Below are 25,125 nucleotides of genomic sequence, written 5' to 3' on the forward strand. Positions count from 1 at the left end.
ATATCATACAAAGTATATAAGGTTTAAAAATGGAGTGTAAATAGTTATGGAAGATATTTTATAAAAAAAACGTGCCAAAAGACACGTTTTAGCATAATACAATTGATAGATTAGCCATTGAGAATTATATCGTCAAAAATGCTATCTAAGCCAAAAGCTTTTTCAGATACGATTTGATATAATTCATTAAAAGATTCATATGATTCTCTTGTTTTTATTTCTTTTGTAGAATAGTATGTAAAATCGGAAAAACTATCCCAATCTGTTATCTCTCTTATTTCTTCAAGACTTTTTGTTGTTGTATAAATATAAATCCAATAAGCATCCTCTTCTTTATTATAACTGACTGACCATTTATATTTTGCATCATACAAAAAGAAATATTCGTTTTTATGTGGTAAAACATCTGTAATTTTATCCTTATTGGATATCATTGTATTAACTACTTGTACAATCTTCGACATAATATATATTTATTAATCTTGATTAATGATATTTTTATAATTTAAAATATCAATATTTCTAATACTTTCTCTCAATTCACTAACTAAACTTCGTTTTTTAGGCTCTGTAAGAACTTTTGGTATTTCAATAAAGGTACAAATTTTTTCATATGGCAGTAATAAAGATGCTTTTATCTTCTTATTAGCGATAATTTGACCTTCAATTTCACTCAAAATATTAATAATTTCTATTTTTTGGATTTCATCGTTAACTGTAAACTCATTTAATCGCTCTATTTTCAACTTCAAATCAGTAAGAGTCAATTGAGCTGAAAAGTTAGTTAATAAATTAAAAGCAGTGGAGATTTTGTCTCTATTACGAAAATAGACAACAATTGCAATTGTTGCGGCAATACCTGTCAAGATGGTAACAAGTAGATTAATCCAAAAGCTACATTCTCTTATAAACTCCATGTATATGAAATGTTAATATACAAATATAACACTTTTTCTATTTTAGCTCTATTATCCACTCTTTCAATTCATAAATTAAATTTAAATCTTTAAGAAATTGGTTCAATATAATCCTCACCCCCTCCTACAAAAACACCCACCATATCCATAAAAAAATACCCCTTAAAAGATCAAAGGGTACTCCAACATTGTATTTTTGTTAATACTTAAATATCCTGATATCTTATCATTTTACGCTAAAAATTCAACCTCTAACAATTTATCTCTTAATAAATCTTTTTTTTAACAACCAAATGGTGAGGCTCATTGTTTAGATATGAGTTATAAACATAATTAAAATCAGACTAGCTATGAAGTATTCTTTTTCCTTGCTGGTATTAGCTGCGAGCATCATTTTTACTAGTTGTGTTAGTAAAAAGCAGTTTACGAATTTAGAAACGGACTATAATCGCCTGCAAACAGAACAGAAAGATTTACAAAGAAATTATCAGGAAAGCCAACTGCAATTAGCCGAAAGCCGTACCCGGGTAGCAAGCCTTGAAGAACGATTGGCAGAAGCCCGAAAAAACAATGAAGATTTGCGTGCTGCCTATGCAGAAATGCAAGGTTTATTGAACAAGAGCCTTTTGCAAAACACGCAAGGCAATGTAAACATCACGAAGCTGGTAGATGAGATCAATTCGTCTAACCGCTTTATCCAGCATCTGGTACAGGCCAAAAACCGATCCGACTCTTTGAATATCGTAATGATAAATAACCTCACACGTTCGCTTACACGCGACGAAATGCAGGATTTGGATATCAAGGTATTGAAAGGTGTTGTATATATTTCTTTGGATGACAGAATGCTGTACCGTTCGGGTGGTTACGAGATAAGCACCAAGGCGGGTGAAATTCTAAGCAAGATTGCCAAAATCATTATGGATTATAAAGATTATAGCGTGTTGGTGGAAGGAAACACCGATACAGATCCTATTTCGCGTCCTAATATCCGAAACAACTGGGACTTGAGTGCTTTGCGTGCGTCTTCTGTGGTTCAGGCACTTCAAAACAATTATGGTGTTGATCCTAAACGTTTGACAGCAGCAGGACGTGGAGAATATAATCCGATAGCAACAAACAGCACTGCCGAGGGAAAAGCTCTCAACCGTAGAACTCAGATAATTATCACTCCGGAACTGAATCAGTTTATGGAACTTATCGATCAGGCACCAAAAGGCCCTTCGAATATAGATTGATAATTCCTACAACAAATAGCTTATATAGTAAAGGTTGCTTCTATCGATAGAGGCAACCTTTTTCAATAAAATATACTCGCTTATTAATATTTGTCAATAATTCTATAACTTTCGGTTCTGAAAATACTAATTCAATTTACGACAGTGATACTATGAAGAAAAGAATTGTATATCCATATACTCTGGAGAAAAAAGATAAAATGATTAAATTAGAGATATCCGGAGGAAAGTTTTATATATTCTTGCATATATTAGTTTTCTTTTTGGCTATAGTTTCTGTGATTGGTCTCACTTTCTCTTTTTTCATAAATGATAGTTATACTATAAAAGATTATTTTTTCGTATGCTGTCTTTTGGTATTCATGTTCCTAGTACTTCTTTTTACTTTCTACACCTTGAAATGGAAAAGAAAAGGTAAAGAGATATTTATTATGCATCCTGATAAACTTGAATATATAATAGAAAACAAACCTTTTCGTAATCAAAGGAAGATTTATTATTTTACAACCATGATGATTGCATATAATATTGAAATTGAGTTTGATAGTAATAATAATGACTACGAGATAAAGGTAGATACAGATTTACAAAATATAGAGGGAAACTTCTCTATCATCTTTTACATGGACGAAGGAGAAAACATTATCTATTCTGAAAGGGAAGTTCCTATTGAAGTAATGAGAAAAATAAGAGAAGAGTATCTAATAAACATCAATGAAGATAAGGAAAATACAGATACTCTTTCTCATACAGAAGTGTGAGAAACCTTTATTTGTTCTCCTCAGGCAAAGCAGATTGAATAGTTGAATACACTTTATCCATCAATTCTGCAATATCATCCGCTTTAAGATCCTTAGTTTCTATAGGGTCATGAAATGTCAATTTTATCTTTGCCGGACTCATTTTCCACGAGTGTATTGGCAAAACTTTATATGCCCCATCAATCGTAAGAGGGACAATCGGTAATTTCAAGCTCACTGCCGTCTGAAAAGCCCCTTTCTTAAATTCTGCCATCCGTCCGTCCGGTGAGCGATGCCCTTCGGGAAAAACTACGGTAGACATTCCGTCTTTCAGTGTATTTTTGGTATTTCTCATTGTATCTACAATCCCCTTTCTTGTAGTAGAATCTACAAAAACATGTCCGGCTTTTGCTGACGCAAAGCCTACTAAAGGCATTTTTTTGAGACCTTGTTTCATCAACCACTTAAAGTTGTGATCGAGATAACCATATATAAGAAATATATCGAACGCTCCCTGATGATTGGCTACAAACACATACGATTGGTTTTTATCCAATTTTGAATTCCTATTCACTTTGATCTTCAACAGAGCAGCCATACAAACAAAACGCCCCCATATCACTCCTGGATAGTAGCCCCAAAACTTATTGTTTCCTAGGGTCGATCCGATAATAATAGTAAGGGTACACCAAATGGTTGCTAATATTAATAGCGGAACAAATATGATCCATTGGTATAAGAGGTAGAGAATCTTTATCATTCGTTTAAATTTGAATAATTTTATTTGAAACTATATTTTGTGTAAAAAGGAGCTATCTGAACATAGCTCCTCTCCTACTTAATATCATTTGTTTAGATTTGCAATACTTTCCTTAATCGTCTTTATCTTGCTTTCAGCATCAGCTTGCTTTTTACGCTCGTTTTCTACGATTTCGGGCTTAGCGTTAGCAACAAACTTCTCGTTGCTTAATTTCGCTGCAACTGATTTTAGGAAGCCTTCAAGATATTTAAGCTCGTCATTCAGTCTTTTCAATTCGGCTTCTATATCTATATTATTTCCAAGTGGAACAGAAAACTCTGTAGTGCCAACAAGGAAAGAAACCGAAGTAGGATCTTTTTCGGCAACAGTATTTATCGAAGTAAGGTTACCCATCTTAGAAATCACAGTATCGAAATCTGTATTATATTGTCCTATTACTTCTAACGATAATTCCTCTTTATTCGGAATGTTCTTTTGCAAACGAATAGTACGCACACCTGCAATCACCTCTTTCACTTTCTCGAAAGTATCAATCAGATCATTGCTGAAAGAAACCTCTTTCGGCATTTCAGATACCATGATACTCTCTCCTGCTTTGCGTTCAGCAAGAGCCTGCCATAGTTCCTCTGTAATAAATGGCATAAATGGGTGAAGCAAACGAAGCAGAGAATCAAAGAAGCCCAACGTTGCTTCATAAGTCTTCTTATCGATAGGCTGTTGATAAGCGGGTTTTGCCATCTCAAGGTACCAAGAAGAGAACTCGTCCCAGAAAAGCTTATAGAGAGACATTAAAGCTTCTGAAAGGCGATATTTTCCAAACAAATCATCAAGCTCCGAAGCTGTCTTAGCCAGCACATTTTGGAACCATTCTATTGCTATTCTCGACGACTCAGGCTGTTCGATAGAGTCGCTTACCTCCCACCCTTTCACCAAGCGGAAAGCATTCCATATTTTATTATTGAAATTACGTCCCTGTTCGCAAAGGCTTTCGTCAAATGGCAAGTCGTTACCCGCAGGTGAAGTTAGCAACATACCCATACGAACACCATCGGCTCCGTACTTTTCCATCAGTTCGATAGGATCAGGTGAGTTACCCAAAGATTTAGACATTTTACGTCCTTGCTTATCACGAACAATACCTGTGAAATAAACATTTCGGAAACATGGCTGATCTTTGTATTCATATCCGGCCATGATCATACGCGCCACCCAGAAGAAAATAATCTCAGGCGCTGTGACAAGATCATTCGTTGGATAATAGTATTTGATATCCTTATTGTCCGGATTATTTATACCATCGAATACCGAAATAGGCCACAACCATGATGAGAACCATGTGTCGAGACAATCCTCATCCTGGCGGAGGTCTTCCATCTTGAGGTTTGGATTTTGCTTTTGAGCCTCTGCCAAAGCTTTCTCAGGGGTCTCTCCTACTACAAATCCACCTTCGGGCAGATAGTAAGCCGGAATCTGATGTCCCCACCACAACTGGCGGCTGATATTCCAGTCCTTTATATTTTCCATCCAGTGACGGTAAGTATTCTTAAACTTCGCAGGGTGGAATTTGATTGTGTCATTTTCCACAGCTTCCAATGCCGGTTTTGCCAGATCTTCCATCTTGAGGAACCATTGCATAGAAAGCTTCGGCTCAATAGGTACATTCGTACGTTCAGAGTAACCCACACTATTTGTATAAGCCTCTGTTTTTTCCATCAAGCCCAATTCTTCAAGATCTTTTTCGATTTTCTTACGTACATCGAAACGATCCATCCCTTCGTATTGAAGTCCATGAGAATTTAACGTTCCATTATCGTTGAAGATATCAATAACCTCAAGATTATATTTTTCGCCCAGCATATAGTCATTTACATCATGGGCAGGTGTTACTTTCAAGAATCCTGTACCGAATTCCATATCCACATATTCGTCTTCGATAATAGGAACTACACGATTGGCAATCGGCACGATCACTTTCTTGCCTTTCATGTGTGCAGTCTTCGGATCATTCGGATTGATACATACCGCAATATCTCCAAAAATGGTTTCGGGACGAGTGGTAGCTATTACAGTATAGCCATCTTCACCTTCTATTTTATATCTTAAATAATATAATTTACCATTTACTTCGTGATGTATAACTTCCTCATCCGAAACAGCGGTTTTAGCCGACGGATCCCAGTTTACCATACGTATTCCACGATAGATAAGACCCTTATTATATAAATCTACAAAAACTTTCAGTACACTTTCGGAGCGTTTCTCATCCATCGTGAAGCATGTACGATCCCAATCGCAAGACGCTCCTAGTTTTTTCAACTGTTCGAGGATAATACCCCCGTGCTTGTGAGTCCACTCCCAGGCATGTTCAAGGAATGCTTCACGACTCAGGTCGTTTTTGCTTATTCCTTCGGCAGCAAGTTTACCCACTACCTTTGCTTCTGTAGCGATAGATGCATGGTCTGTTCCCGGTACCCAGCAGGCATTCTTACCCATCATACGGGCACGGCGTACAAGTATATCCTGTATCGTATTATTCAGCATATGCCCCATATGAAGGACACCTGTGACGTTTGGTGGAGGGATGACGATTGTATAAGGTTCGCGACTATCAGGTTCTGAATGAAAGAACTTATTCTCTAACCAGTATTTATACCATTTATCCTCTACTTCGGCAGGATTATACTTACTTGCAATTTCCATATTATGTGGTTAATATATATTTTGAGATACAAAAATACAAAATAGTTGCTTATATATTTGTATTTTCCTTTTTATAAAAAGCCTCAGATACTCGAAGATGAATACCTGAGGCGAACTGTAAATGTAGAAAAGTTATAATTAATATGGTCTAATCTGTGATTTTACATATTCGTAAGTTGTTTTACTGCCCCATATGCCAACCAGTTCAGAATTGGGACGATATACAGACTCTTTAGCATAGCCTTCGGAGTTGTATCTATATATATTTTCTGCGAAAGGTGTTTCTTTGCCACCATGCACAACATATATTTCTCTTATATTATGAATACGTCCTTCGTTTCCGAAAAGAGCAATAAACAACCATTGAGGGATATTCATATGCTTATATACTCCATTAAAGCTATCATATAAATATTTTTCTTCACTGGCATACCTATCATCCAATAGTGAGATATAGTTGTACTGCGAAACATCGCCTTTACTATTATACTTATATTCCTCTGTATAATTAATCGTATTTTCTTCAGGAGGGTTAGAAAACCTCACTTTATTATATTTTACGGCTAAGCCCTTGGATAACTCGATAGTTTCTTTGAATTTTCCGTTCAGGGTAATTTCAATAAGATTATTTTTTTCGCTTTTTAGATCATATACTCGAGTTTCGGTATGTGTAGAATAGTCATTATCCTTAATCCAGCTTTTTATCACATCTGTTTGCGTAATACCTACTAGATCTGTTGAGCTAAGAGACTTCTCCGATGTAGAATATACAGAATATTCCAATTTTCGGGAGATGCTGTATACTAATACATTTTTATCTGCTTTTTCGTTATTCAATCTACGATAAGTTTCCTTTAGTATATTTACCGGACGGTCAGAATTATCATATTCAAAAGTTGTAATATGCGTATAATCATACTGAGGATCGGCATCATAAGACTGCTCCGTTTTTATTGTTTTTGGCAATAAACTATTATCACTTTCTATAGGCTCAGAAGTATCACATCCTGCAAAAAATATCAGGAAAAAAGAAGAAAGAAAAAATATCTTTTTCATAATATTGTAATTAAAGTTAATCATCTAATAAGATAGATGAATAACATGCATGATTTGTTGCGTCCTACAAAAATTATGAGCTTATTTCTCTCCTATCGAATCCCAGCCTTGCGCTTTTATTTCTATTTCTGCCCCATCACGGGTTTCAAGAATAAAGCCATTCCCCTCTTTGGTGATATGACCGATCACATGTACTCCCTTTATCTTCGATACTTTGTCGTGCATAAACAGAGGAACAGTAAACAACAATTCATAGTCCTCTCCCCCATTCATTGCCACAGTAGTTACATTCATATTGAACTGTTCGGCCATCATGGCTGTCTGATAATCGATAGGTAGTCTTTCTTCATAGATATGACATCCTACATTACTTTGTTTGCAGATATGTTTCAGCTCGGAAGATAATCCGTCTGAAATATCGATCATCGAAGTTGGCACAATTCCTTCTTCAGCAAGAAATTTCACAATATCTTTCCGTGCCTCGGGTTTCAATTGGCGTTCCAAAAGATACTCTTTTCCTGTAAAATCAGGTTGAAAATCGCTTTTCCCGTCGTATATGGCCTTTTCGCGTTCTAATAATTGAAGCCCCATAAATGCAGCACCCAAATCTCCTGAAACACAAACCAGATCTGTTTCTTTTGCTCCGTTACGATATACAATTTTTCCTTCTTCTCCTTCGCCAAGGCAAGTAATACTGATAGCCAAGCCGGTAAGCGAAGCCGAAGTATCGCCACCAACAAGATCTACGCCATATTCCTGACAGGCAAGGGCAAGACCATCATAAAATAATTCTAAATCTTCAACAGAAAATCGCTTTGAAATACCCAACGATACGGTCACCTGCTTTGGTTGCCCGTTCATTGCATAGATGTCTGAAAAATTGACTATCGCCGATTTATATCCCAAGTGTTTTAGAGGAACATACATCAGATCGAAGTGAATACCTTCAAGCAGCAGATCGGTTGTTACGAGTGTCTTCTTATTTCCATACGACAAAACAGCAGCGTCGTCCCCTACCCCTTTTTCTGAACTTGAATTTTTTAGTTCTATATTTTTTGTCAGATGATCTATTAGACCAAATTCTCCTAGACTGGCAATTTCTGTTCTTTTCATTTATCTAAAAATTAATTGAATACAAAAATAGTCATTCTATCCTACAATGGCAGTAAAACAAACCGCCCTTTTTTATATATCAATATTTAAGTCTACATTTGCAGACTTTTACTCCATTTTGATGAAAAAAACAACGCAAACAGGAACAGCTTTTGCTATACTTTCGATGTTGGCAGCATGCCATATGTTGAATGATATGCTGCAATCGATCATTTCGGCGGTATATCCCTTACTTAAAGATTCGTTATTGCTCAACTTTACTCAAATAGGGCTTATCACACTCGTCTTTCAGTTATCGTCCTCCATATTCCAGCCTGTAGTGGGGCTTATCACAGATAAACGACCTCAACCCTATTCTTTGCCGATAGGAATGGCATTTTCGATGATCGGAATCCTTTCGCTTTCTTTTGCAGGAAGTTTTATTCATGTGTTGATCGCCGTATTTCTTACAGGACTTGGATCATCTATCTTCCATCCTGAAGCATCCCGCTTGGCCTATATGGCTTCGGGAGGAAAGACAGGATTAGCACAATCTATCTTTCAGGTAGGAGGAAATTTCGGATCATCCGTAGGCCCATTATTAGCCTTATGGATAATTACACCATATGGTCAACAGAATATCAAGTGGCTGTCGCTTATAGCTCTTGTATGTATTGGTATTATGCTTGTTATAAGTAAATGGTATAAGAGCAATCTTTATAGACTTAAACCCGCCAAAAAAAATGATAGCTCTGTAGAAAAACAGTCTGTATATTCTTCGGGCAAAGTAGCCTTTGCCATCACGATTCTACTCATACTCATATTTTCAAAATATGTATATATGGCGAGCCTGAACAGTTATTATATGTTTTATTTGATCGATAAGTTTGGTGTTTCGGTAAAAGATGCACAGCTATTTTTGTTTGCATTCTTATTTGCTGTGGCACTCGGTACAATTATAGGAGGTCCTATAGGAGACCGTATCGGACGAAAATATGTAATTTGGGCATCGATATTGGGTACAGCTCCTTTCGCTCTCATTATGCCTCACGTAGGACTTGTATGGACATGCGTACTGAGCATCTTTATAGGATTTATACTTTCTTCCGCCTTTTCAGCGATTCTGGTATATGCACAAGAACTTGTTCCCGGAAAAGTAGGGTTAATTGGTGGTTTATTTTTCGGACTGGCATTTGGCATAGCCGGTATAGCATCTGCCATACTGGGAAAGATAGCCGACGAAACCAGCATACAGCATGTATATGATATTTGTGCTTATTTGCCACTAATCGGATTGGTAGCAGCATTTTTACCCAATACGAAGAAGGAAAAAGCTTAGTTCAAATATTCTACATCAATATCCCAATTCCATTGGTTGAAATAAATATTTCCTCCCCGCCATTCTAGTTCACCTCGCTGAAAATCGACAGTTTCGCTTCGAGGATATATTTTTTCAGGGAAAAGAGGCTGTGAATAATCATCATTTACAATCCAACGATATGCATCGATACCATTGGCATAGAAATATTTGATATCGTTACTCATTTCTAAGTCTCGTCTACCAAAAGACTGGTCGACAGGCACCCAGCCTATACCCTCAAAATAAACCTCTGCCCAGTCATGTAAATTGAGCTCATTGGGATGCATCATAAATCCGCTTTGCCATTTTGCCGGAATACCATTATAACGAGCAAGCGTAATGAAAAGTAAGGATACTTGCCCACAGTCTCCATGATGGTTTTCAATCACATACTCAGGTATATTGGGTATCGTAGAATATTCACGAGCACCTGCCCAAGGATAGTTCTCACTGATGAAGTCGAATATCTTCCTGACCTTCAGGTATGGATTCTTTTCATTCCCTATGATCCGATCAGACAATCGTTTTATCTGATCAGTAAAAATTATATGAGCCTCCCTCTCCGCAGTATATTCTTTATACAAATCTGAATTCGTATCATAATCCTTTATACTTTCAGGTTTTATATTGAACCACTCGGCAGCCGAAGCATAAGAAAATTCGAATGAAAAGGTTAACTGCTTATCTTTTTCTGCTATTTTTTGCATATACAATGTCCGCTGAGCATAATCAGATGGGGATATAATATAGTTATTATCATTTACAGAGAGTAACTTTACGTCTGTCTGCCGACGACTATCTTCGCGCGGATAAGGCAGCCAACACCGCACCATTTCTCCGGCTGGAACAACATTCTGCTTAAGGGTTACACTATATTTTACTTTCATTTTCACAGGAGGCATTTGAGTGTTTCCTGTATTTTTCAAACCATCTACAATAGATGGTAAATGTGTTTTCAGTACATTCTGTAATTCATCTTTTTGGTTTCCGTCTACTTCCAATTTGCGTTTTATCGCTTGTTTATTTATTCTGAATAGATTTGGAGCAGCTCTGCTCATATACTTTTTTTCTCCATTGATAATCATCGATTCGAGAGATTTCTCATTTTCCCACTTGGAGAGCATCTTATCATTTACATCAGGATAATATTTTTTAATGAACTCAACAACATCAGATTTGTTTTTCGAAAAATCTATCGCTATCCTATCGAGCACATCTTTCTTAAAATTCAGATTATAAATTTCCTCTGACGATAAACTGTTTTGAGCAATGTACAGGTCTATCATTTTTTTCGATTTGTCGAAGTTTCCCTTCGATATCTCAACATTTATCTGATTTATTGTTACTTGGTGCTGCGCATAAGATACAGTGGAAACACAAAAATATAGGATGATAATAGATAGAATGTATGCTTTCATAAGAAATGGATTTGAATAAAACCTATCTATAAAGATAAATAAAAAAGGATACAGAAAATCTGCATCCTTTATATTTCTAACATTTTCAATTTGTTAATTCAGTCTCTTTATCACCTCCTGCATAATATAGGCCATCTTGGGCTGTGCTATTTTAGCAGCTTCCTGCACATCTTCGTGCGTCACCTCTACAATCTTTCCAATGATACCTATATCAGTGATTATAGAAAATGCCATTACTTTCATTTTTGCGTGATTGGCAACAATTACTTCAGGTACTGTAGACATACCAACGGCATCGCCACCGATAATCTTAAACCAATTATATTCGGCAGGAGTTTCGAATGTAGGACCTTGTGTACCTATATAAACACCGTGCTGCAACTTAATATTATTTTCTTTAGCAATATTCATAGCCATCAGCCGGAGTTCTTTGTTATACGCTTCGCTCATATCCGGAAAGCGAGTACCAAGCTCTTTGTAATTCTTACCTCTTAATGGATGTTCGGGAAATAAATTTATATGATCATCGATAAGCATGATATCGCCTATATCGAAGCTTCCATTCATTCCTCCCGCTGCATTTGATACAAACAAGTACTGAATACCCAATGCCTGAAAAACACGAATAGGGAATGTTACCTCCTGCATAGTATAGCCTTCGTAGTAGTGAAATCTTCCTTGCATAGCCAATACGGGCTTTCCGCCAAGCTTTCCAAAAATAAGTTTTCCGCTATGTCCTTCTACTGTAGAAAGTGGAAAATTAGGAATTTTTTCGTATGGTATTTCTTTCTTATCGCTTATTTCGTGTACTAATTCTCCCAAACCTGTGCCCAAAATAATAGCTATATTGGGTACAGTACCCACAACATTTTTTATAAACGATGCTGTTTCGTATATTTTTTCTAGCATATATTCTATTTGTTATTCCTAAAACAGTTTAGTTAAGTTTAAATCTACTGTCTTCTACGTGCTTTAATATTTTATCTTCAAAATCGTCTCCTTTGTCCATAAATGCAACTTCGATAGGAAGATAATACAGATATTTTCTTATTTCTTCATCTATATCTTTCAAAACTAATCGGCTTGCATCTTTTTCTGTAACCAGAATTATTTTTTTCTCTGAACTTATATTTCTAAACTTATCGGAAATATACTTTATGTCCTTTGTCTTAAAATTATAATGATCAGGATATGTTATTGTTTCTATTTTACGAGTATACTCCGATAGTTTTTTTATTATCACTTTTGGCGAAGCTATACCTGTAGCCAATAAAACAGTCTTGTTTCGTAAGAATTCTAACGACCTGCTTTCTCCGCTATTGGGAAATACAGGTTTTAATTCTAAATAATCGAAAGTAGTAAAATAGAGACTTTGATATGGGAAAGGATTCACATCATGCAAAATAATGCGATAATCGATAGGCTGCAAGTCCCGAGGACATTTAGTTACGATTATCATATTTGCATCATCTATCTTTGAAAAAGGTTCTCGCAAACGTCCTGCAGGAAGCAAAGTATCTGCATATATAGGACGATTGAAATCTGACAGGATAATTGTAAAAGATGGTTTTACATAACGGTGCTGAAAGGCATCATCCAATAAGATTATTTGAGGTGGGTTCTTTAGCGATAAAAGCTTTTTTATACCTCTACGCCTGTCTCCATCCACAGCAACGATAACATCCGGAAATTTGTTTTTTATTTGGAACGATTCGTCACCAATGTCTTTACTGGTCGTGTTGTCGTCTGCAAGAACAAAACCTTTGGTTCTGCGCTTATATCCTCTGCTTAGTACCCCTACCCTATATTTATCCTTCAATAAACGAATAACGTACTCAGTATGCGGAGTTTTTCCCGTACCTCCTACAGTGATATTTCCTATGCAGATAACAGGGATATCAAACTCTTCCTGTTTGAGTATTCCCCAATCGAAAAACTTATTTCTAAAAAATACAATCAGCCCGTACAACCATGAAAATGGTAGCAGCCATTTGTTGATATGCACGGGCTGTTGTTTTATCATTATATAGTTAGAATATTTATCTTATGCTTATGTCATAAGGCATGCGAGCTTGAACAAAATCTTGTTCCTTTATCTCTTTTATAGTCTTGAATAATTCATAATCCTTACCAAGGTATTCTTTCATTGCCTTTGTTGCAAATTCTTCTTTCTGGTTGGATAATAAACTTTCTAAAAAGTCAACTTTTTTAGGATAATCCTGCAAAGAATAATCATCAAGTTTGGCAAGTTTTGCTGCTTCTTGTATCGCAGTATCTATATTTCCAAGAGCATCTACCAATCCTATCTTCAAGGCTTGATTACCTGTCCATACCCTACCCTGAGCAATATGATCTAACGAATCTTTCGGTATATTACGTCCTTCTGAACAACGAGTTAAAAACAGGTCATAGCCATGTTCAATATATTGCTGCAATATTACTTTTTCCTCAGGTCTCATCGGGCGGGTAGCATCTCCAAAATCAGCAAATTTATTTGTTTTCACATTATCAAACGATAATCCTACTTTTTTAGTCAATCCCTCGAAATTTGGGAACATACCAAAAATACCAATTGATCCTGTCAATGTATTTGGTTGAGCAATAATTTTAGAGGCATTACATGCAATATAATAGCCTCCCGATGCAGCATAGTCTCCCATAGATACTACCACCGGTTTCTTTGCTTTCAGGTCGGTAATGGCTTTCCATATTTGTTCCGAAGCATAAGCACTTCCTCCGGGCGAATTGACACGGAAAACTACAGCTTTTACTTTATCGTTATCTTTAAGTTTCTCGATTTCCTTCACATATCTCTTATCAGTTATACCATCTTTACCGGATCCATTGTTGATAGATCCTTCGGCATAAAGTATAGCAATAACATCTTTAGAATTACTCTCTTTTACAAAGGATACGGAAGTCATATCCTTGATAGATGCCATTCTCACATCTTTCGCTTTTTCTACTTTGAGCAAATCTTTCAGATATTCTTTTACTTCTGTCTCATACATCAACGTATCTACAAGCCCATCATTAACTGAAGCATTGGCTAATTTGAATGTTTGTAAAGAATCTGTCAGTTGGTTTATTTTATCTACCGATATTTTTCTGGAGTCTGATATTTCGGATGTAATAGTAGACCATATATCGTTTATATATGCTGTAACCTGCTCTCTATTTGCATCACTCATTTTATCAAGCATAAAAGGCTCAACGGCAGATTTGAATGTACCTACTTTAAATATCTGCATCTCGATACCTACTTTATCAAGCAACCCTTTGTAGAAAGTAGGTGAAGATGAAAGTCCATGCAAATCGAGATTACCCTGAGGATTCATTATTACTTTATCTGCTACTGACGATAAGTAATAGCATCCTTGTGAATAAACATCGGCATAAGCAATAATAAATTTTCCACTTTCTTTAAAGTCTGCTAACTGATCGCGTATTTCTTTCAACGAAGCATTAGAAGCAGCAAATGCACCGGCATTAATATAAATTCCCTTTATATTATCATTCTCCTTTGCTTTCTTTATAGATGAAAGAATATCATCCAATCCTATTTCTAAATCCGTATTTTGACCTATCAAGTCTAAAAACGAATTTGGTTCTACTCTTTCAGACAGAGTACCTTCAAGTTTCAATGTCAATACAGTATTATCTTTCAAATTATATTTATCAGATGAGCCGAAAGACATAGCGGCTATTATAAGAATAAATATAAAAATAAAAATACCTATAACGATGGAACAGCCTACTATAGAGGCTAATAAACTCTTAAGAAAACCTTTCATCTTTTACATTATTATATTAATGAATAACAAAATTATATATTTATCTGTGAATATGCTACTTAAATTAGTATTTCTTATCAATTGTTTCTTATTCTTCATTTACACATTTCGATTATCAAAAAAGATTGTTGATAAACTGTTGATAACTGTTAATAGATTTTTAAAACAAAATCAATTGTTTTATGAAACTAAACAACATATATGAAATAAGTCGCAGATAACAATTAAAAATCACAGGCTTTTATCATTCTGCTATGAAAGGTTTATCAACAATTATTAATAGATTAAAAAATGAAAAATTATCAACAATCATAGTTATTAACATTGTTTTAATAAAGTTCATAATACGCTTTATATAAATAATTTGTATAATTTTACTCTGTTTAATAACTCACTTTTATAAGTGAATGAACTTTTAATATCGATATTTACAAGTATTCTTCAAAAAAAGAATAAACACAATTAACAGTCTATTACAAACACAATGATTTTTTGTTAAGTTTAAATTAAAAATTAATAATATATATAATGTTTAATAAACTCCTTTTAGTTTTTAAATATATCCTTTTTATAATAGCATGTTGTTTTGTTACCACCTCCAATTGGTGCAATCGGGTAAATAATCAGATCACTTATAATTGAGATGAAAAAGAAATTTATTTATACCATTTTTGTTATATCTGTATTACTTAATTTGATATTGATACCATACATAGGATATAGGTTATACAAAGACAGATTGAATAACGATATCTTTAAGCTAAATGCTTATGCATGGGCTAACAGTCAACTGAAAATACCTGAAGTTAATGAAAATAGGGTCGTGTTTATAGGGAATTCTATCACTGAAAATTGGGTACATCTACGATATAAATTCTTTGTTGATAATAATTACGTATGCAGGGGAAAGGGTGGACAAACAAGTACATTGATGCTTTTACGTTTTAGGCAAGATGTTATAGAATTGCATCCTAAAGTTGTTGTTATAAGTGCAGGTATAAATGATATAGCCGAGAAAACAGGTGAGTACGATCCTGTGTTTACGATGGATAATATAAAATCGATGGCCGAATTAGCTGATATGAATGACATAAAAGTAATATTAGTTTCTCTTCTGCCATGCAAAGGTCATGGATGGGAACCGATTAAGGATGTACCAGTGAAAATAGATGAACTGAATGAACGTATAAAAATTTATGCTACAGAGAAAGGGTATTACTATTTAGATTTGAATACTCCTATGCGCGATAGTGAAAACGGTATGATAAATACTTATTCTCTTGATGGATTGCATCCTAACGAAGAAGGGTATAAAAAAATAATGGAACCTTTGGTACAAGAGGCTATTGATAATATTTTGAATAAAAATGATAAAAACGAATGATATGAAAAAATTAATTTTGATTCTGTCTTTAATATTAAGTACCGGTCTTGCTTATTCGCAATATGGAGGAAGTTATAAGGCTGGTTCCGGCTTTGATCCTTCTAAACTTACTTTCGGAGGTAATATGAATTTACAATTCGGGAATTATACAGCTGTGGGTATTTCTCCTCAGGTTGGTTATAATTTTTCTAAATATTTTACTGCCGGGGTAGGATTAGGATATAACTATTTCAGAGAGAAAAATTATGATGTTAAATGGAGCAGGCATTATGTAAGTTTTAATTTTTTTGGACGTTTTTATCCTGTTGATTTTCTTGTCATAAGCCTTCAGCCCGAAGCCAGCCGTGTATGGGAGACTATAGAAAATAGTGGAAATAAATATAAAACTAATAAATTTGTACCGTCTGTTCTTATAGGAGGAGGTTTGCGGTACATGAATATGATAGCCATGATACAATACGATGTAGTACAGGACGAGTATTCACCTTATGGTAATAACCTTTTCTATAGCATAGGATATTCATTCAATTTTTGAAATATAAATACTTATTTATCATGAAAAAAGTAATTTTAATTATGTCCTTTTTTTCCTTTTTTGGATTATTCTCTCAAGCACAGGAATTTAATAAACTTATAAATCTCGATAGGTATGCCGAAGCGAATGCTGCATTGCCTGCACCTGCCAAAGGTGAAAAGAGAGTTGTATTTATAGGGAATTCTATTACTGATGGATGGCCTAATGCACACCCTGATTTTTTTAAATCAAACAATTATGTAGGTCGTGGAATAAGTGGACAAACCAGCCCGCAATTGTTGTCCCGTTTTCGTCAGGATGTAATTAATCTTAAACCGGTTGCAGTATTGATAAATATAGGTACAAATGATGTTGCTCAAAATACAGGCCCATATAATGAAGAATTTACTTTAGGAAATATCATGTCGATGGCCGAACTGGCTGATGCTAACGGCATAAAAGTGATATTATCATCTGTAACACCTGCGGGCGAATATCCTTGGAGAAAAGAGATAAAAGATGTACCTCAAAAAATAATGTCTCTGAATGCGAAAATAAAAGCTTATGCCAAGGAAAAAGGATTTTCATATATAGATTATTTTTCGGTGATGTGTGACGAAAATAATGCTTTAAAAAGTAATCTAGGTACTGATGGAGTACATCCTAATGAAGAAGGTTATAAGATAATGGAAGCTACAGCTAAAAAGGTAATAGATAAAGTAATAAAATAAGATATTTTTATTCTTAATTATTTGGAGAGTGTCCTTCGTTTAGGATGCTCTTTTTTCTTTGTATAGAAGTATTTATCGATTATATATGCCTATATGTAGATATTGTTTTAATGATCAGTACAATTGTTATAAACTTGGTTTTTAAAAATAAATGAAAACCAAAAATGATTAACTTTTTTGATACTTTATATACATTTATACATATAAAACATAATCCTTTATCCAGATATTTCTTATATCCGTTTCTACGTGTTCCGACCCTTTATTTAGTTAATTTGTTTGTTCCAATCTATTTTAGGATAACAGCAAATAAGGATGAATATAAATTGAAAAAATCGGATAAAGCAAGTAATCGTATTATAGTTTCATTGACTTCTTTTCCTCCACGTATAAATAAAGTATGGCTTGTGATAGAATCTATTATGAGACAGGAATTAAAACCTGATAAAATTTTATTATGGTTATCTAAAGAGCAGTTTTCCTCGTTATCAGAATTGCCAAAAAACTTACTTCGGTTACAGGATAGAGGACTTGAAATAAGGTTTTGTGATGAAAACCTGAAGGCACATACAAAATATTATTATACTATGCAGGAGTTTCCTGATGATATTATTATAACTGTTGATGATGATATTTTATATAATTCATATATAACACAACATCTTATCGAATTATCTGAAAAATATCCTCAAACTATTTGCTGTTGTCGCGGATGGGAAGTAAAGATTAATGATAGAAATCTGGCAAAGTATAATGAATGGAAAATGATAAATGATGCGAAGTCACCTTCTATTGATATATTCCCTACAGGTGTAGGAGGAGTACTTTATCCTCCTCATTCTTTGCATAAGGATGTCTTTAATATTGATTTATTAAGAGAATTATGTTTTTATGCAGATGATGTTTGGTTGAATGTTATGGCACATCTGAAAGGAACCAAATATGCTAAAACTGAATATTCGTCACACTATCTACCTATTAAATTTAAAAATAGAACCCGACTTAGGGATATAAATGTAACTGAATCTGCCAATGATACCCAGATAAATAATCTCAGGAATTATTATAAGAAGATATTGGATAAAGATCCTTATCATATGTTATTTAGATAATTATTTACGGAGATCTTTACTTCGTAAAATCAAAAAACTGTATGTCATTGATTTTTCACTACCTTTGTACCCTGAAAAAATAATTTATATAAAATAATGGCATTACAATGTGGTATTGTAGGACTTCCTAATGTGGGTAAGTCTACTCTTTTCAACTGTTTATCGAACGCAAAAGCACAATCGGCAAATTTTCCTTTTTGTACAATAGAACCAAATGTAGGAGTAATAACCGTTCCGGACGAAAGATTAAATAAATTAGCGGAATTGGTTAAACCCAATCGTATTTTGCCTACAACAGTAGAAATAGTAGATATAGCCGGGCTCGTTAAAGGAGCTAGCAAAGGGGAGGGGCTTGGTAATAAATTCCTTGCCAATATACGTGAAACAGATGCAATTATTCATGTACTTCGTTGTTTCGATGATGATAATATCACTCATGTGGATGGAAGTATAAATCCTGTGAGAGATAAAGAAATTATAGATATAGAGCTCCAACTGAAAGATTTGGAAACAGTACAATCCCGTATTCAGAAAGTAGAAAAACAAGCGAAAACAGGAGGGGATAAAGAAGCGAAACGTGCTTATGATATCTTGGTTCAGTTTAAGGAAGCGCTTGAGCAAGGTAAGTCGGCTCGTACTGTGAAATTTGATAACAAGGAGGATGAAAAAATAGCGAAAGAGCTTTATCTTCTTACATACAAACCTGTGCTTTATGTATGCAATGTAGATGAAGCCAGTGCTGTTTCGGGAAACAACTATGTAGAGCAAATACGTGAATCTGTAAAGGATGAAGATGCTGAAATTCTTATTGTAGCTGCGAAAATAGAGTCTGAAATAGCTGAATTTGAATCTTACGAAGAGCGTCAAATGTTTCTTGAAGAAATTGGACTTAAAGAATCGGGAGTAGCAAGGCTGATTAAATCGGCTTACAAGCTTCTCGGATTGCAAACATATTTTACAGCCGGAGTTCAGGAAGTACGTGCTTGGACATTCACTTCAGGATGGAAAGCTCCTCAGTGTGCAGGCGTTATACATACCGACTTTGAAAAGGGATTTATTCGTGCGGAGGTTATAAAATACAATGATTTTATAACATTGGGTTCGGAAGCTGCCGTGAAGGAAGCCGGTAAAATGAACGTAGAAGGAAAAGAATACATCGTTCAGGATGGTGATATAATGCATTTCAGGTTTAATGTATAAATCTTAGGCATTTAGGATATTTTTATTATTGTTGCTAATATTCATGCTATTATACTACTATATGTGATATAGTGTCATGATTGATATTAGCAACAATTTTATTTTATAATCGCCTCCATATTTCTTTAATTTATAACTTTACAAATTCTCACTAATATTCTTATGATTATTAACTACGATTCTCCGGGTCAGTTGTGTAACAGAATATGGTCTCTTATTCCATCTATAGCTTATGGATTGAAGTACGAAGAGAAAGTATTGGTTATAAATTTCGATGAATATTTACCTATTTTTTCCAATCTGAACAGAAATAAACTTATACGTTTTAAGTCTAAAAAACTTCTGCAAAGAATATTCCTTTCACTTAAGGCAAGAGGATATATACAAAACGGAAGATCTAATGTATTCAGAAAATTATTCAATCTTAATTTAATAGAGGGCTGGTCTAATCGTCTCGGAAATAGAGAAATGGTAATAGAGCAGTCAGATAATATACGTGCTTTATTTGATTTCAGAAAAGATGTAGTGACTGCTGTAAACGACTTTCTATCTTCTCAAGAAAAAGTTGTTATAGTTGGTGTACATATACGTAGAGGAGATTATAAAGAGTGGCTCGATGGTATATACTATTTCTCTGATGAAGCTTATTATCGAGCAATGAAATATTTAGAAAAACACCTTTTAGAGAGAGGAGAGAAGGTTAAATTTTTGATTTGTTCTAATGAAAGAATAGACCTCCGTAATTTTTCAGAATTAGATTGTTTTATCATACCCCAATCATCCTCAGAAAAAGATTTATACGCTTTATCTAAAAGCGATTATATAATAGGCCCTCCGAGTTCATTCTCGCAATGGGCTTCATTTTATGGAAAAGTACCGGTGTGTTATATGATGTGTGAAAACCAAGAATTAAAACTTTCCGATTTTTCTAGAATCATATCTTTTAATACCTTTGAAAACGGAAATATTCTTGATATAGACTAAAGTTTAACCTAAATAATTTTACACTATGATTAGTTCTGCTGAGAAAAAAGATTACCCTGTATTAATAGATATTTGGGAGAGTGCGGTAAAGGCTACTCATGATTTTTTATCAGACGAAGATTTTGAATTTTATAAAACTCACATTCCTATCTATTTTCAACATGTTTCTCTATATGTTTATAGAAATCAGGAGGGTATCATAAAAGGATTTCTAGGTATAAGTGATGATAGCATAGAAATGCTTTTTGTAGAGAATGAAAGTAGGGGAGAGGGTATAGGTAAAATCTTGATGGACTATGCTGTAAACACACTGAATGCTCGAAAAGTGGATGTAAACGAACAAAATACACAAGCCTTGGATTTTTATTATCATTTAGGTTTTAAAGAAGTGGGCAGAGACGAGTATGATGGAGAGGGAAAAGGCTATCCCATATTACATTTAGAGAAAAGCTAATATTTTAAAATACGAATCATTAACATTTATTTTTATGAAAAAACTACTAATTGCCTTAACACTAATTTTGATATGTTCTCACACTGCAAATGCGCAGCTGGGAGGACTAAAAATTAATAAAAAGCATCTTGACGCAGCTACTAAAACAGCAAAGGCATTAACACTTACCGACGAACAAATAGCTACCTATTGTCAGGAATATATTGACTGGATGGATGCTCATAACCCGGTTTGTAAAACAACCGACTCTGATCCCGGAATGAAAGCCGTAGCAGATCGTCTCGAAAAAATAAAAGCAACAATGCCTTCAGATGTAAAACTTGATATTCAGGCTTATTATGTTGTAGATCAGAATGCTTTTGCTTGTGCAAACGGAAGTATCCGTGTATTTGCGGGCTTAATGGAATTGATGACAGATGACGGAATATTGGGAATAATAGGTCATATCGTTAATAAGGATTCTAAGGAAGCATTCAAAAAAGCTTTGCTTACTTCTGCTCTTAAAGATGCAGTAGGTTCTACGGGAGATGTAGCAGCCACACTGACCGACTCTCAGCTGGGTGAACTTGGCGAAGCACTAGCCGGTGCTCAATTTTCACAGAAGGCAGAGTATGCCGCTGACGATTATGGTTATGAATTTTTAAAAAAGAGTGGTAAAGATCCGATGGGAATGGTAACAGCTTTACGCATTATTCAAAAATTGTCTGACGATGCAGGTGTAGATAAAAGCAAGGCTAAACAATTGTTTTCTACTCATCCCGAAAGTGGCAAAAGAGCAGACAAACTTGAAGCCAAATATAAGAAGGAATATAAATAAGAAATTATAGGCTACGATATCTTAAAAACGGGGACATCATCATGTTTCCGTTTTTATTTTATGATGATATATAGCAGGATTCCCAATAAAATTATCTTACTTTGTTCAGTTTTTATTATTAGCTAATAGTATTAATAAAATAAAATGGCAAAAAGTAAAATAACAACCGTACTGTTTGGTTTAGATGGTGTTGTCGTAGACACAGAGCGCGCTTATGATGAGTTTTGGAGTAAGATAGCACAAGAGAATGAGTTGAAAATTAATAACTTTTCGGACGTAATAAAGGGAATGACATTGAGTTCTATCATTGAACTTTATTTTACGATTTCAACTCTCGAAGAAAAACAAGCTATAAGAGATGCATGTTCGAAGATGGAACAAGCCATCGATTATAAAAAAACGGTTATTCCTGGCGTTCTTGATTTTATCAAATACCTTAAAGATGAAGGTTATAAAATAGGGCTTGTTACCAGTTCTCCTTCTAGCAAAGTAAAGGTTGTATTAGACCAGTTATCTTTAGGCGATACTTTCGATACAATAATTACATCTGATAGTATAAAGAAAGGAAAGCCTGACCCGATGGGATATGTATTGGCTAAGACAAATCTTGGAGTACAATCGGGAGAGTGCATCGTATTCGAAGATGCATTTACCGGTATCAAAGCTGCTACTTATGCATTTATGCGTGTAATAGGTGTATCTACAACTTTATCTGTCGATTTCCTGAAAGACTATACATACGGTGTGATAGCTGATTTTACTGATACAGAAAAGCTAAAAAGTTTAATGGCTTAAATAGTCTATAAAAATATAATAAAGAAGAGAGAGCATCTGAATGATGCTCTCTTTTTGTTAGTTTTCAATAAATAGCAAGTTTGGAAAAGTAACTATATTCCACTATATATAATTTTGTAACAGAAAGTTATAAGTATGAAGCAGAAAATATCAACCAGGGAAGATTATGCGAAACGTATTAATATCATTATCGAATACATAAGCAATCATTTGAATGATGAAATGGATTTGAAAGAATTAGCAGAGATATCAAATTTTTCGGAATTTCATTTTCATCGTATTTTTAAAGCTATAATTGGAGAATCTGTAGGAGCATTTGTTGTAAGAATGCGCATCGAGACTGCAGCTCGTTTATTAAGATATTCCAATCTTTCGGTACAAGATATTGCATATAATATAGGATATAATACTCCTTCTTCTCTTACAAAAGTTTTTCGCCAGTACTATAATATTTCACCATCAGATTATAGAAATAACAAAAGTTATAAAATTATGAAACCATTGCAAGTATCTTCTGATATACAACTGAAAAATCCAAAAATAGTAGAGCTCGACTCCAAAAAAGCTATATACGTGCGTCTTCAGGGTGATTATCGTACTCTTGATTACGGAAGTGCATATAGTAAACTATGGTCTTTTGTAAAAGAAAATAAACTGTTTACCGCAGGTATCGAACATCTTACTATGTCTCATGACGACCCTCATGTAACGGATTCGGATAAGCTTATAACGGACGTTTGTCTGGTGATCCATAAGGAAGTGTCACCAAAAGGAGAAATAGGCGTAAAAAACGTTTTAGGGGGTAAATTTTTAGTGTTTACTTATATTGGACCTTATAATAATTTGTCCTCTGTGTTTGACACTATTTTTAGATGGGTTCCTGATAATGGATATGAACTACGGATCGATCAGGGGTTTGAGAAATATTTAAATAATCCGGATCGTACAACTCCGGATAAATTGAAAACAGAGATTTATATTCCTATTCAATAAGTAAAAGAGCAACTTTAAGGAAGTTGCTCTTTTATTAATATACTCTTTTTATAATATAATCTACTGTGGCTTCGAGTGCTTCACGCACATCTGAATCAGGAATAGTTTCTATAATTTTTTCGGCTTGTTCCTTAAATTCTTCTATTTTCCTGTATGCATAATCTATTCCTCCATGCTCTTTGGCATAGTTGATCAGATGCTGAATATTTTCGTCTGTATAGTTATAAGAATATACGATAGATAGTATTTCCTTTTTTTCTTCTTCCGAAGCATTTTTAATAGCATACAGAAGAGGTAAAGTTATTTTCCCTTCACGTATGTCATTTCCTGTCGGCTTGCCAATAGCATCAGTAAAATAATCGAAAATATCATCGCGTAATTGAAAACACAATCCAAATAATTCTCCCAAGCGGGTAAATTTTTCTATTTCTTCTTCCGAAGCACTTACAGATATTGCCCCTATACGCATACATACCGACATGAGAGAGGCGGTTTTTTTCTTTATTACCTGAAAATACTCATCTTCGTCAATAATCAATTCTTTTACCAGCGAAAGCTGATTCAGTTCTCCTTCGGCCAAGTCGCGCCCTAAGTCAGATATATTGGATATGATTTCTATATTTCCTGTCAACACGCTCTTAATAAGAGCAGTAGATAAAAAGTAATCACCTGCCAGAACTGCCATTTTATTATCATAAATAGCGTTCAACGAAGCTTTTCCCCTTCTTATTTTTGATTCGTCTACAACATCATCGTGTATAAGCGAAGCTGTATGCAAAAGTTCTACAGTGATAGCAGCGTTGTAAGTAATATTATTGATCTCGCCACAGGCTTTAGCAGCCAGAAGTAGTAAAATGGGACGGATTCTTTTACCATCCGATTTCATAATGTGATCTATAATTTCCTGAATCCTTACATTATTGCAAAAAACAGAATCTTTGTAATAAGTATTGAATATTTTTAATTCTTCCGCTACAGGTTTAGCTATTAAAAGCTTTTTATCCATATCTTGTTTTGTTGAGTTGCAAATTTAAGAATATTTCGGCTTTAAGCATTATATATGGGT

24 protein-coding genes are annotated in these 25,125 nt (G+C 34.5%); 13 read left to right on the plus strand and 11 right to left on the minus strand.

Going from position 1 to position 25,125, the window contains the following annotated elements; translation table 11 throughout:
* Positions 1 to 110: 110 nt before the first annotated feature.
* Together PKC55_RS08285 and PKC55_RS08290 are read right to left on the minus strand one after the other, a co-directional pair.
* A complete protein-coding gene (locus PKC55_RS08285) occupies positions 111 to 464 on the minus strand; it encodes a hypothetical protein (protein WP_324372619.1) in 354 nt (117 codons plus the stop codon).
* Positions 465 to 476: 12 nt separating this feature from the next.
* Positions 477 to 917, minus strand: a complete 441-nt coding sequence (locus tag PKC55_RS08290) for a hypothetical protein (protein ID WP_291127942.1) — start codon at positions 915 to 917, stop codon at positions 477 to 479.
* Between the two features lie 350 nt (positions 918 to 1,267).
* On the opposite strand from PKC55_RS08290, the gene PKC55_RS08295 reads away from it, so the two are divergent.
* Positions 1,268 to 2,155 carry an OmpA family protein gene (locus PKC55_RS08295; RefSeq protein WP_291127272.1) on the plus strand — a complete coding sequence of 296 codons (888 nt, stop codon included), beginning with the start codon at positions 1,268 to 1,270 and terminating at the stop codon, positions 2,153 to 2,155.
* 152 nt (positions 2,156 to 2,307) lie between these two features.
* Positions 2,308 to 2,916, plus strand: coding sequence for a hypothetical protein (locus tag PKC55_RS08300; protein WP_291127274.1), 609 nt, complete (start codon positions 2,308 to 2,310; stop codon positions 2,914 to 2,916).
* A gap of 7 nt (positions 2,917 to 2,923) precedes the next feature.
* Here PKC55_RS08300 and PKC55_RS08305 read toward each other — a convergent pair whose 3' ends face one another.
* The 4 genes from PKC55_RS08305 to thiL form a co-directional block, all read right to left on the minus strand.
* Positions 2,924 to 3,655, minus strand: coding sequence for a lysophospholipid acyltransferase family protein (locus PKC55_RS08305; protein WP_135105322.1), 732 nt, complete (start codon positions 3,653 to 3,655; stop codon positions 2,924 to 2,926).
* An 84-nt stretch (positions 3,656 to 3,739) separates the two neighbouring features.
* Entirely contained in the window at positions 3,740 to 6,355 is a 2,616-nt protein-coding gene (locus PKC55_RS08310) for a valine--tRNA ligase (RefSeq protein ID WP_324372622.1), read from the minus strand.
* A gap of 138 nt (positions 6,356 to 6,493) precedes the next feature.
* Complete coding sequence (locus PKC55_RS08315; protein ID WP_291129077.1) at positions 6,494 to 7,411, minus strand: hypothetical protein; 918 nt, start codon at positions 7,409 to 7,411, stop codon at positions 6,494 to 6,496.
* Positions 7,412 to 7,492: 81 nt separating this feature from the next.
* The gene (thiL, locus tag PKC55_RS08320) at positions 7,493 to 8,524 is read right to left on the minus strand and encodes a thiamine-phosphate kinase (RefSeq protein ID WP_283685588.1); all 1,032 of its coding nucleotides are present in this window, start codon (positions 8,522 to 8,524) and stop codon (positions 7,493 to 7,495) included.
* A 121-nt stretch (positions 8,525 to 8,645) separates the two neighbouring features.
* Between thiL and PKC55_RS08325 the strand changes: the two genes are divergently transcribed.
* The gene (locus tag PKC55_RS08325; protein WP_291129080.1) at positions 8,646 to 9,842 is read left to right on the plus strand and encodes an MFS transporter; all 1,197 of its coding nucleotides are present in this window, start codon (positions 8,646 to 8,648) and stop codon (positions 9,840 to 9,842) included.
* Here PKC55_RS08325 and PKC55_RS08330 read toward each other — a convergent pair.
* The 4 genes from PKC55_RS08330 to sppA all read right to left on the minus strand — a co-directional run bounded on the left by PKC55_RS08330 (position 9,839) and on the right by sppA (position 15,075).
* Positions 9,839 to 11,281, minus strand: coding sequence for a transglutaminase-like domain-containing protein (locus tag PKC55_RS08330; RefSeq protein ID WP_324372626.1), 1,443 nt, complete (start codon positions 11,279 to 11,281; stop codon positions 9,839 to 9,841). The genes PKC55_RS08325 and PKC55_RS08330 overlap by 4 nt on opposite strands.
* Positions 11,282 to 11,374: 93 nt before the next feature.
* A complete protein-coding gene (locus PKC55_RS08335) occupies positions 11,375 to 12,190 on the minus strand; it encodes a purine-nucleoside phosphorylase (protein ID WP_291129085.1) in 816 nt (271 codons plus the stop codon).
* A gap of 28 nt (positions 12,191 to 12,218) precedes the next feature.
* On the minus strand, positions 12,219 to 13,304 hold the full coding sequence (gene lpxK / locus PKC55_RS08340) for a tetraacyldisaccharide 4'-kinase (protein ID WP_135105329.1): 1,086 nt from the start codon (positions 13,302 to 13,304) through the stop codon (positions 12,219 to 12,221).
* Positions 13,305 to 13,320: 16 nt separating this feature from the next.
* The gene (gene sppA, locus PKC55_RS08345; RefSeq protein ID WP_291129089.1) at positions 13,321 to 15,075 is read right to left on the minus strand and encodes a signal peptide peptidase SppA; all 1,755 of its coding nucleotides are present in this window, start codon (positions 15,073 to 15,075) and stop codon (positions 13,321 to 13,323) included.
* Positions 15,076 to 15,718: 643 nt separating this feature from the next.
* Here sppA and PKC55_RS08350 point away from each other — a divergent pair.
* The 10 genes from PKC55_RS08350 to PKC55_RS08395 all read left to right on the plus strand — a co-directional run bounded on the left by PKC55_RS08350 (position 15,719) and on the right by PKC55_RS08395 (position 24,059).
* The gene (locus PKC55_RS08350; protein ID WP_291129092.1) at positions 15,719 to 16,459 is read left to right on the plus strand and encodes a GDSL-type esterase/lipase family protein; all 741 of its coding nucleotides are present in this window, start codon (positions 15,719 to 15,721) and stop codon (positions 16,457 to 16,459) included.
* A gap of 1 nt (position 16,460) precedes the next feature.
* The gene (locus PKC55_RS08355; RefSeq protein WP_291129093.1) at positions 16,461 to 16,994 is read left to right on the plus strand and encodes a hypothetical protein; all 534 of its coding nucleotides are present in this window, start codon (positions 16,461 to 16,463) and stop codon (positions 16,992 to 16,994) included.
* Between the two features lie 20 nt (positions 16,995 to 17,014).
* A complete protein-coding gene (locus PKC55_RS08360; RefSeq protein ID WP_006841594.1) occupies positions 17,015 to 17,704 on the plus strand; it encodes an SGNH/GDSL hydrolase family protein in 690 nt (229 codons plus the stop codon).
* Positions 17,705 to 18,030: 326 nt separating this feature from the next.
* Positions 18,031 to 18,816 carry a hypothetical protein gene (locus PKC55_RS08365; protein WP_324372631.1) on the plus strand — a complete coding sequence of 262 codons (786 nt, stop codon included), beginning with the start codon at positions 18,031 to 18,033 and terminating at the stop codon, positions 18,814 to 18,816.
* A gap of 96 nt (positions 18,817 to 18,912) precedes the next feature.
* Entirely contained in the window at positions 18,913 to 20,016 is a 1,104-nt protein-coding gene (gene ychF / locus PKC55_RS08370; RefSeq protein ID WP_135105335.1) for a redox-regulated ATPase YchF, read from the plus strand.
* Positions 20,017 to 20,178: 162 nt separating this feature from the next.
* A complete protein-coding gene (locus tag PKC55_RS08375; RefSeq protein ID WP_291126181.1) occupies positions 20,179 to 21,000 on the plus strand; it encodes an alpha-1,2-fucosyltransferase in 822 nt (273 codons plus the stop codon).
* A 25-nt stretch (positions 21,001 to 21,025) separates the two neighbouring features.
* The gene (locus PKC55_RS08380) at positions 21,026 to 21,454 is read left to right on the plus strand and encodes a GNAT family N-acetyltransferase (protein WP_135105337.1); all 429 of its coding nucleotides are present in this window, start codon (positions 21,026 to 21,028) and stop codon (positions 21,452 to 21,454) included.
* A 34-nt stretch (positions 21,455 to 21,488) separates the two neighbouring features.
* Positions 21,489 to 22,271, plus strand: coding sequence for a M48 family metalloprotease (locus PKC55_RS08385; RefSeq protein WP_324372635.1), 783 nt, complete (start codon positions 21,489 to 21,491; stop codon positions 22,269 to 22,271).
* Between the two features lie 144 nt (positions 22,272 to 22,415).
* Complete coding sequence (locus PKC55_RS08390; RefSeq protein ID WP_135105339.1) at positions 22,416 to 23,066, plus strand: HAD family hydrolase; 651 nt, start codon at positions 22,416 to 22,418, stop codon at positions 23,064 to 23,066.
* Between the two features lie 135 nt (positions 23,067 to 23,201).
* Entirely contained in the window at positions 23,202 to 24,059 is an 858-nt protein-coding gene (locus tag PKC55_RS08395) for an AraC family transcriptional regulator (RefSeq protein ID WP_291126177.1), read from the plus strand.
* A gap of 34 nt (positions 24,060 to 24,093) precedes the next feature.
* Here the strand turns inward: PKC55_RS08395 and PKC55_RS08400 are convergent, their stop codons facing one another.
* Positions 24,094 to 25,065: a polyprenyl synthetase family protein gene (locus tag PKC55_RS08400; RefSeq protein WP_135105341.1), complete on the minus strand. Its 972-nt coding sequence runs from the start codon at positions 25,063 to 25,065 to the stop codon at positions 24,094 to 24,096.
* Positions 25,066 to 25,125: the final 60 nt, after the last annotated feature.

It is taken from the genome of Dysgonomonas sp. (assembly GCF_035323175.1).
Taxonomy (GTDB): domain Bacteria; phylum Bacteroidota; class Bacteroidia; order Bacteroidales; family Dysgonomonadaceae; genus Dysgonomonas.

Bases quoted from the DNA above. Each gene is read 5' to 3' on its own strand.
- PKC55_RS08285 (WP_324372619.1), bottom strand. From the start codon at position 464: ATGTCGAAGATTGTACAAGTAGTTAATACAATGATATCCAATAAGGAT.
- PKC55_RS08290 (WP_291127942.1), bottom strand. From the start codon at position 917: ATGGAGTTTATAAGAGAATGTAGCTTTTGGATTAATCTACTTGTTACC.
- PKC55_RS08295 (WP_291127272.1), top strand. From the start codon at position 1,268: ATGAAGTATTCTTTTTCCTTGCTGGTATTAGCTGCGAGCATCATTTTT.
- PKC55_RS08300 (WP_291127274.1), top strand. From the start codon at position 2,308: ATGAAGAAAAGAATTGTATATCCATATACTCTGGAGAAAAAAGATAAA.
- PKC55_RS08305 (WP_135105322.1), bottom strand. From the start codon at position 3,655: ATGATAAAGATTCTCTACCTCTTATACCAATGGATCATATTTGTTCCG.
- PKC55_RS08310 (WP_324372622.1), bottom strand. From the start codon at position 6,355: ATGGAAATTGCAAGTAAGTATAATCCTGCCGAAGTAGAGGATAAATGG.
- PKC55_RS08315 (WP_291129077.1), bottom strand. From the start codon at position 7,411: ATGAAAAAGATATTTTTTCTTTCTTCTTTTTTCCTGATATTTTTTGCA.
- thiL (WP_283685588.1), bottom strand. From the start codon at position 8,524: ATGAAAAGAACAGAAATTGCCAGTCTAGGAGAATTTGGTCTAATAGAT.
- PKC55_RS08325 (WP_291129080.1), top strand. From the start codon at position 8,646: ATGAAAAAAACAACGCAAACAGGAACAGCTTTTGCTATACTTTCGATG.
- PKC55_RS08330 (WP_324372626.1), bottom strand. From the start codon at position 11,281: ATGAAAGCATACATTCTATCTATTATCATCCTATATTTTTGTGTTTCC.
- PKC55_RS08335 (WP_291129085.1), bottom strand. From the start codon at position 12,190: ATGCTAGAAAAAATATACGAAACAGCATCGTTTATAAAAAATGTTGTG.
- lpxK (WP_135105329.1), bottom strand. From the start codon at position 13,304: ATGATAAAACAACAGCCCGTGCATATCAACAAATGGCTGCTACCATTT.
- sppA (WP_291129089.1), bottom strand. From the start codon at position 15,075: ATGAAAGGTTTTCTTAAGAGTTTATTAGCCTCTATAGTAGGCTGTTCC.
- PKC55_RS08350 (WP_291129092.1), top strand. From the start codon at position 15,719: ATGAAAAAGAAATTTATTTATACCATTTTTGTTATATCTGTATTACTT.
- PKC55_RS08355 (WP_291129093.1), top strand. From the start codon at position 16,461: ATGAAAAAATTAATTTTGATTCTGTCTTTAATATTAAGTACCGGTCTT.
- PKC55_RS08360 (WP_006841594.1), top strand. From the start codon at position 17,015: ATGAAAAAAGTAATTTTAATTATGTCCTTTTTTTCCTTTTTTGGATTA.
- ychF (WP_135105335.1), top strand. From the start codon at position 18,913: ATGGCATTACAATGTGGTATTGTAGGACTTCCTAATGTGGGTAAGTCT.
- PKC55_RS08375 (WP_291126181.1), top strand. From the start codon at position 20,179: ATGATTATTAACTACGATTCTCCGGGTCAGTTGTGTAACAGAATATGG.
- PKC55_RS08380 (WP_135105337.1), top strand. From the start codon at position 21,026: ATGATTAGTTCTGCTGAGAAAAAAGATTACCCTGTATTAATAGATATT.
- PKC55_RS08385 (WP_324372635.1), top strand. From the start codon at position 21,489: ATGAAAAAACTACTAATTGCCTTAACACTAATTTTGATATGTTCTCAC.
- PKC55_RS08390 (WP_135105339.1), top strand. From the start codon at position 22,416: ATGGCAAAAAGTAAAATAACAACCGTACTGTTTGGTTTAGATGGTGTT.
- PKC55_RS08395 (WP_291126177.1), top strand. From the start codon at position 23,202: ATGAAGCAGAAAATATCAACCAGGGAAGATTATGCGAAACGTATTAAT.
- PKC55_RS08400 (WP_135105341.1), bottom strand. From the start codon at position 25,065: ATGGATAAAAAGCTTTTAATAGCTAAACCTGTAGCGGAAGAATTAAAA.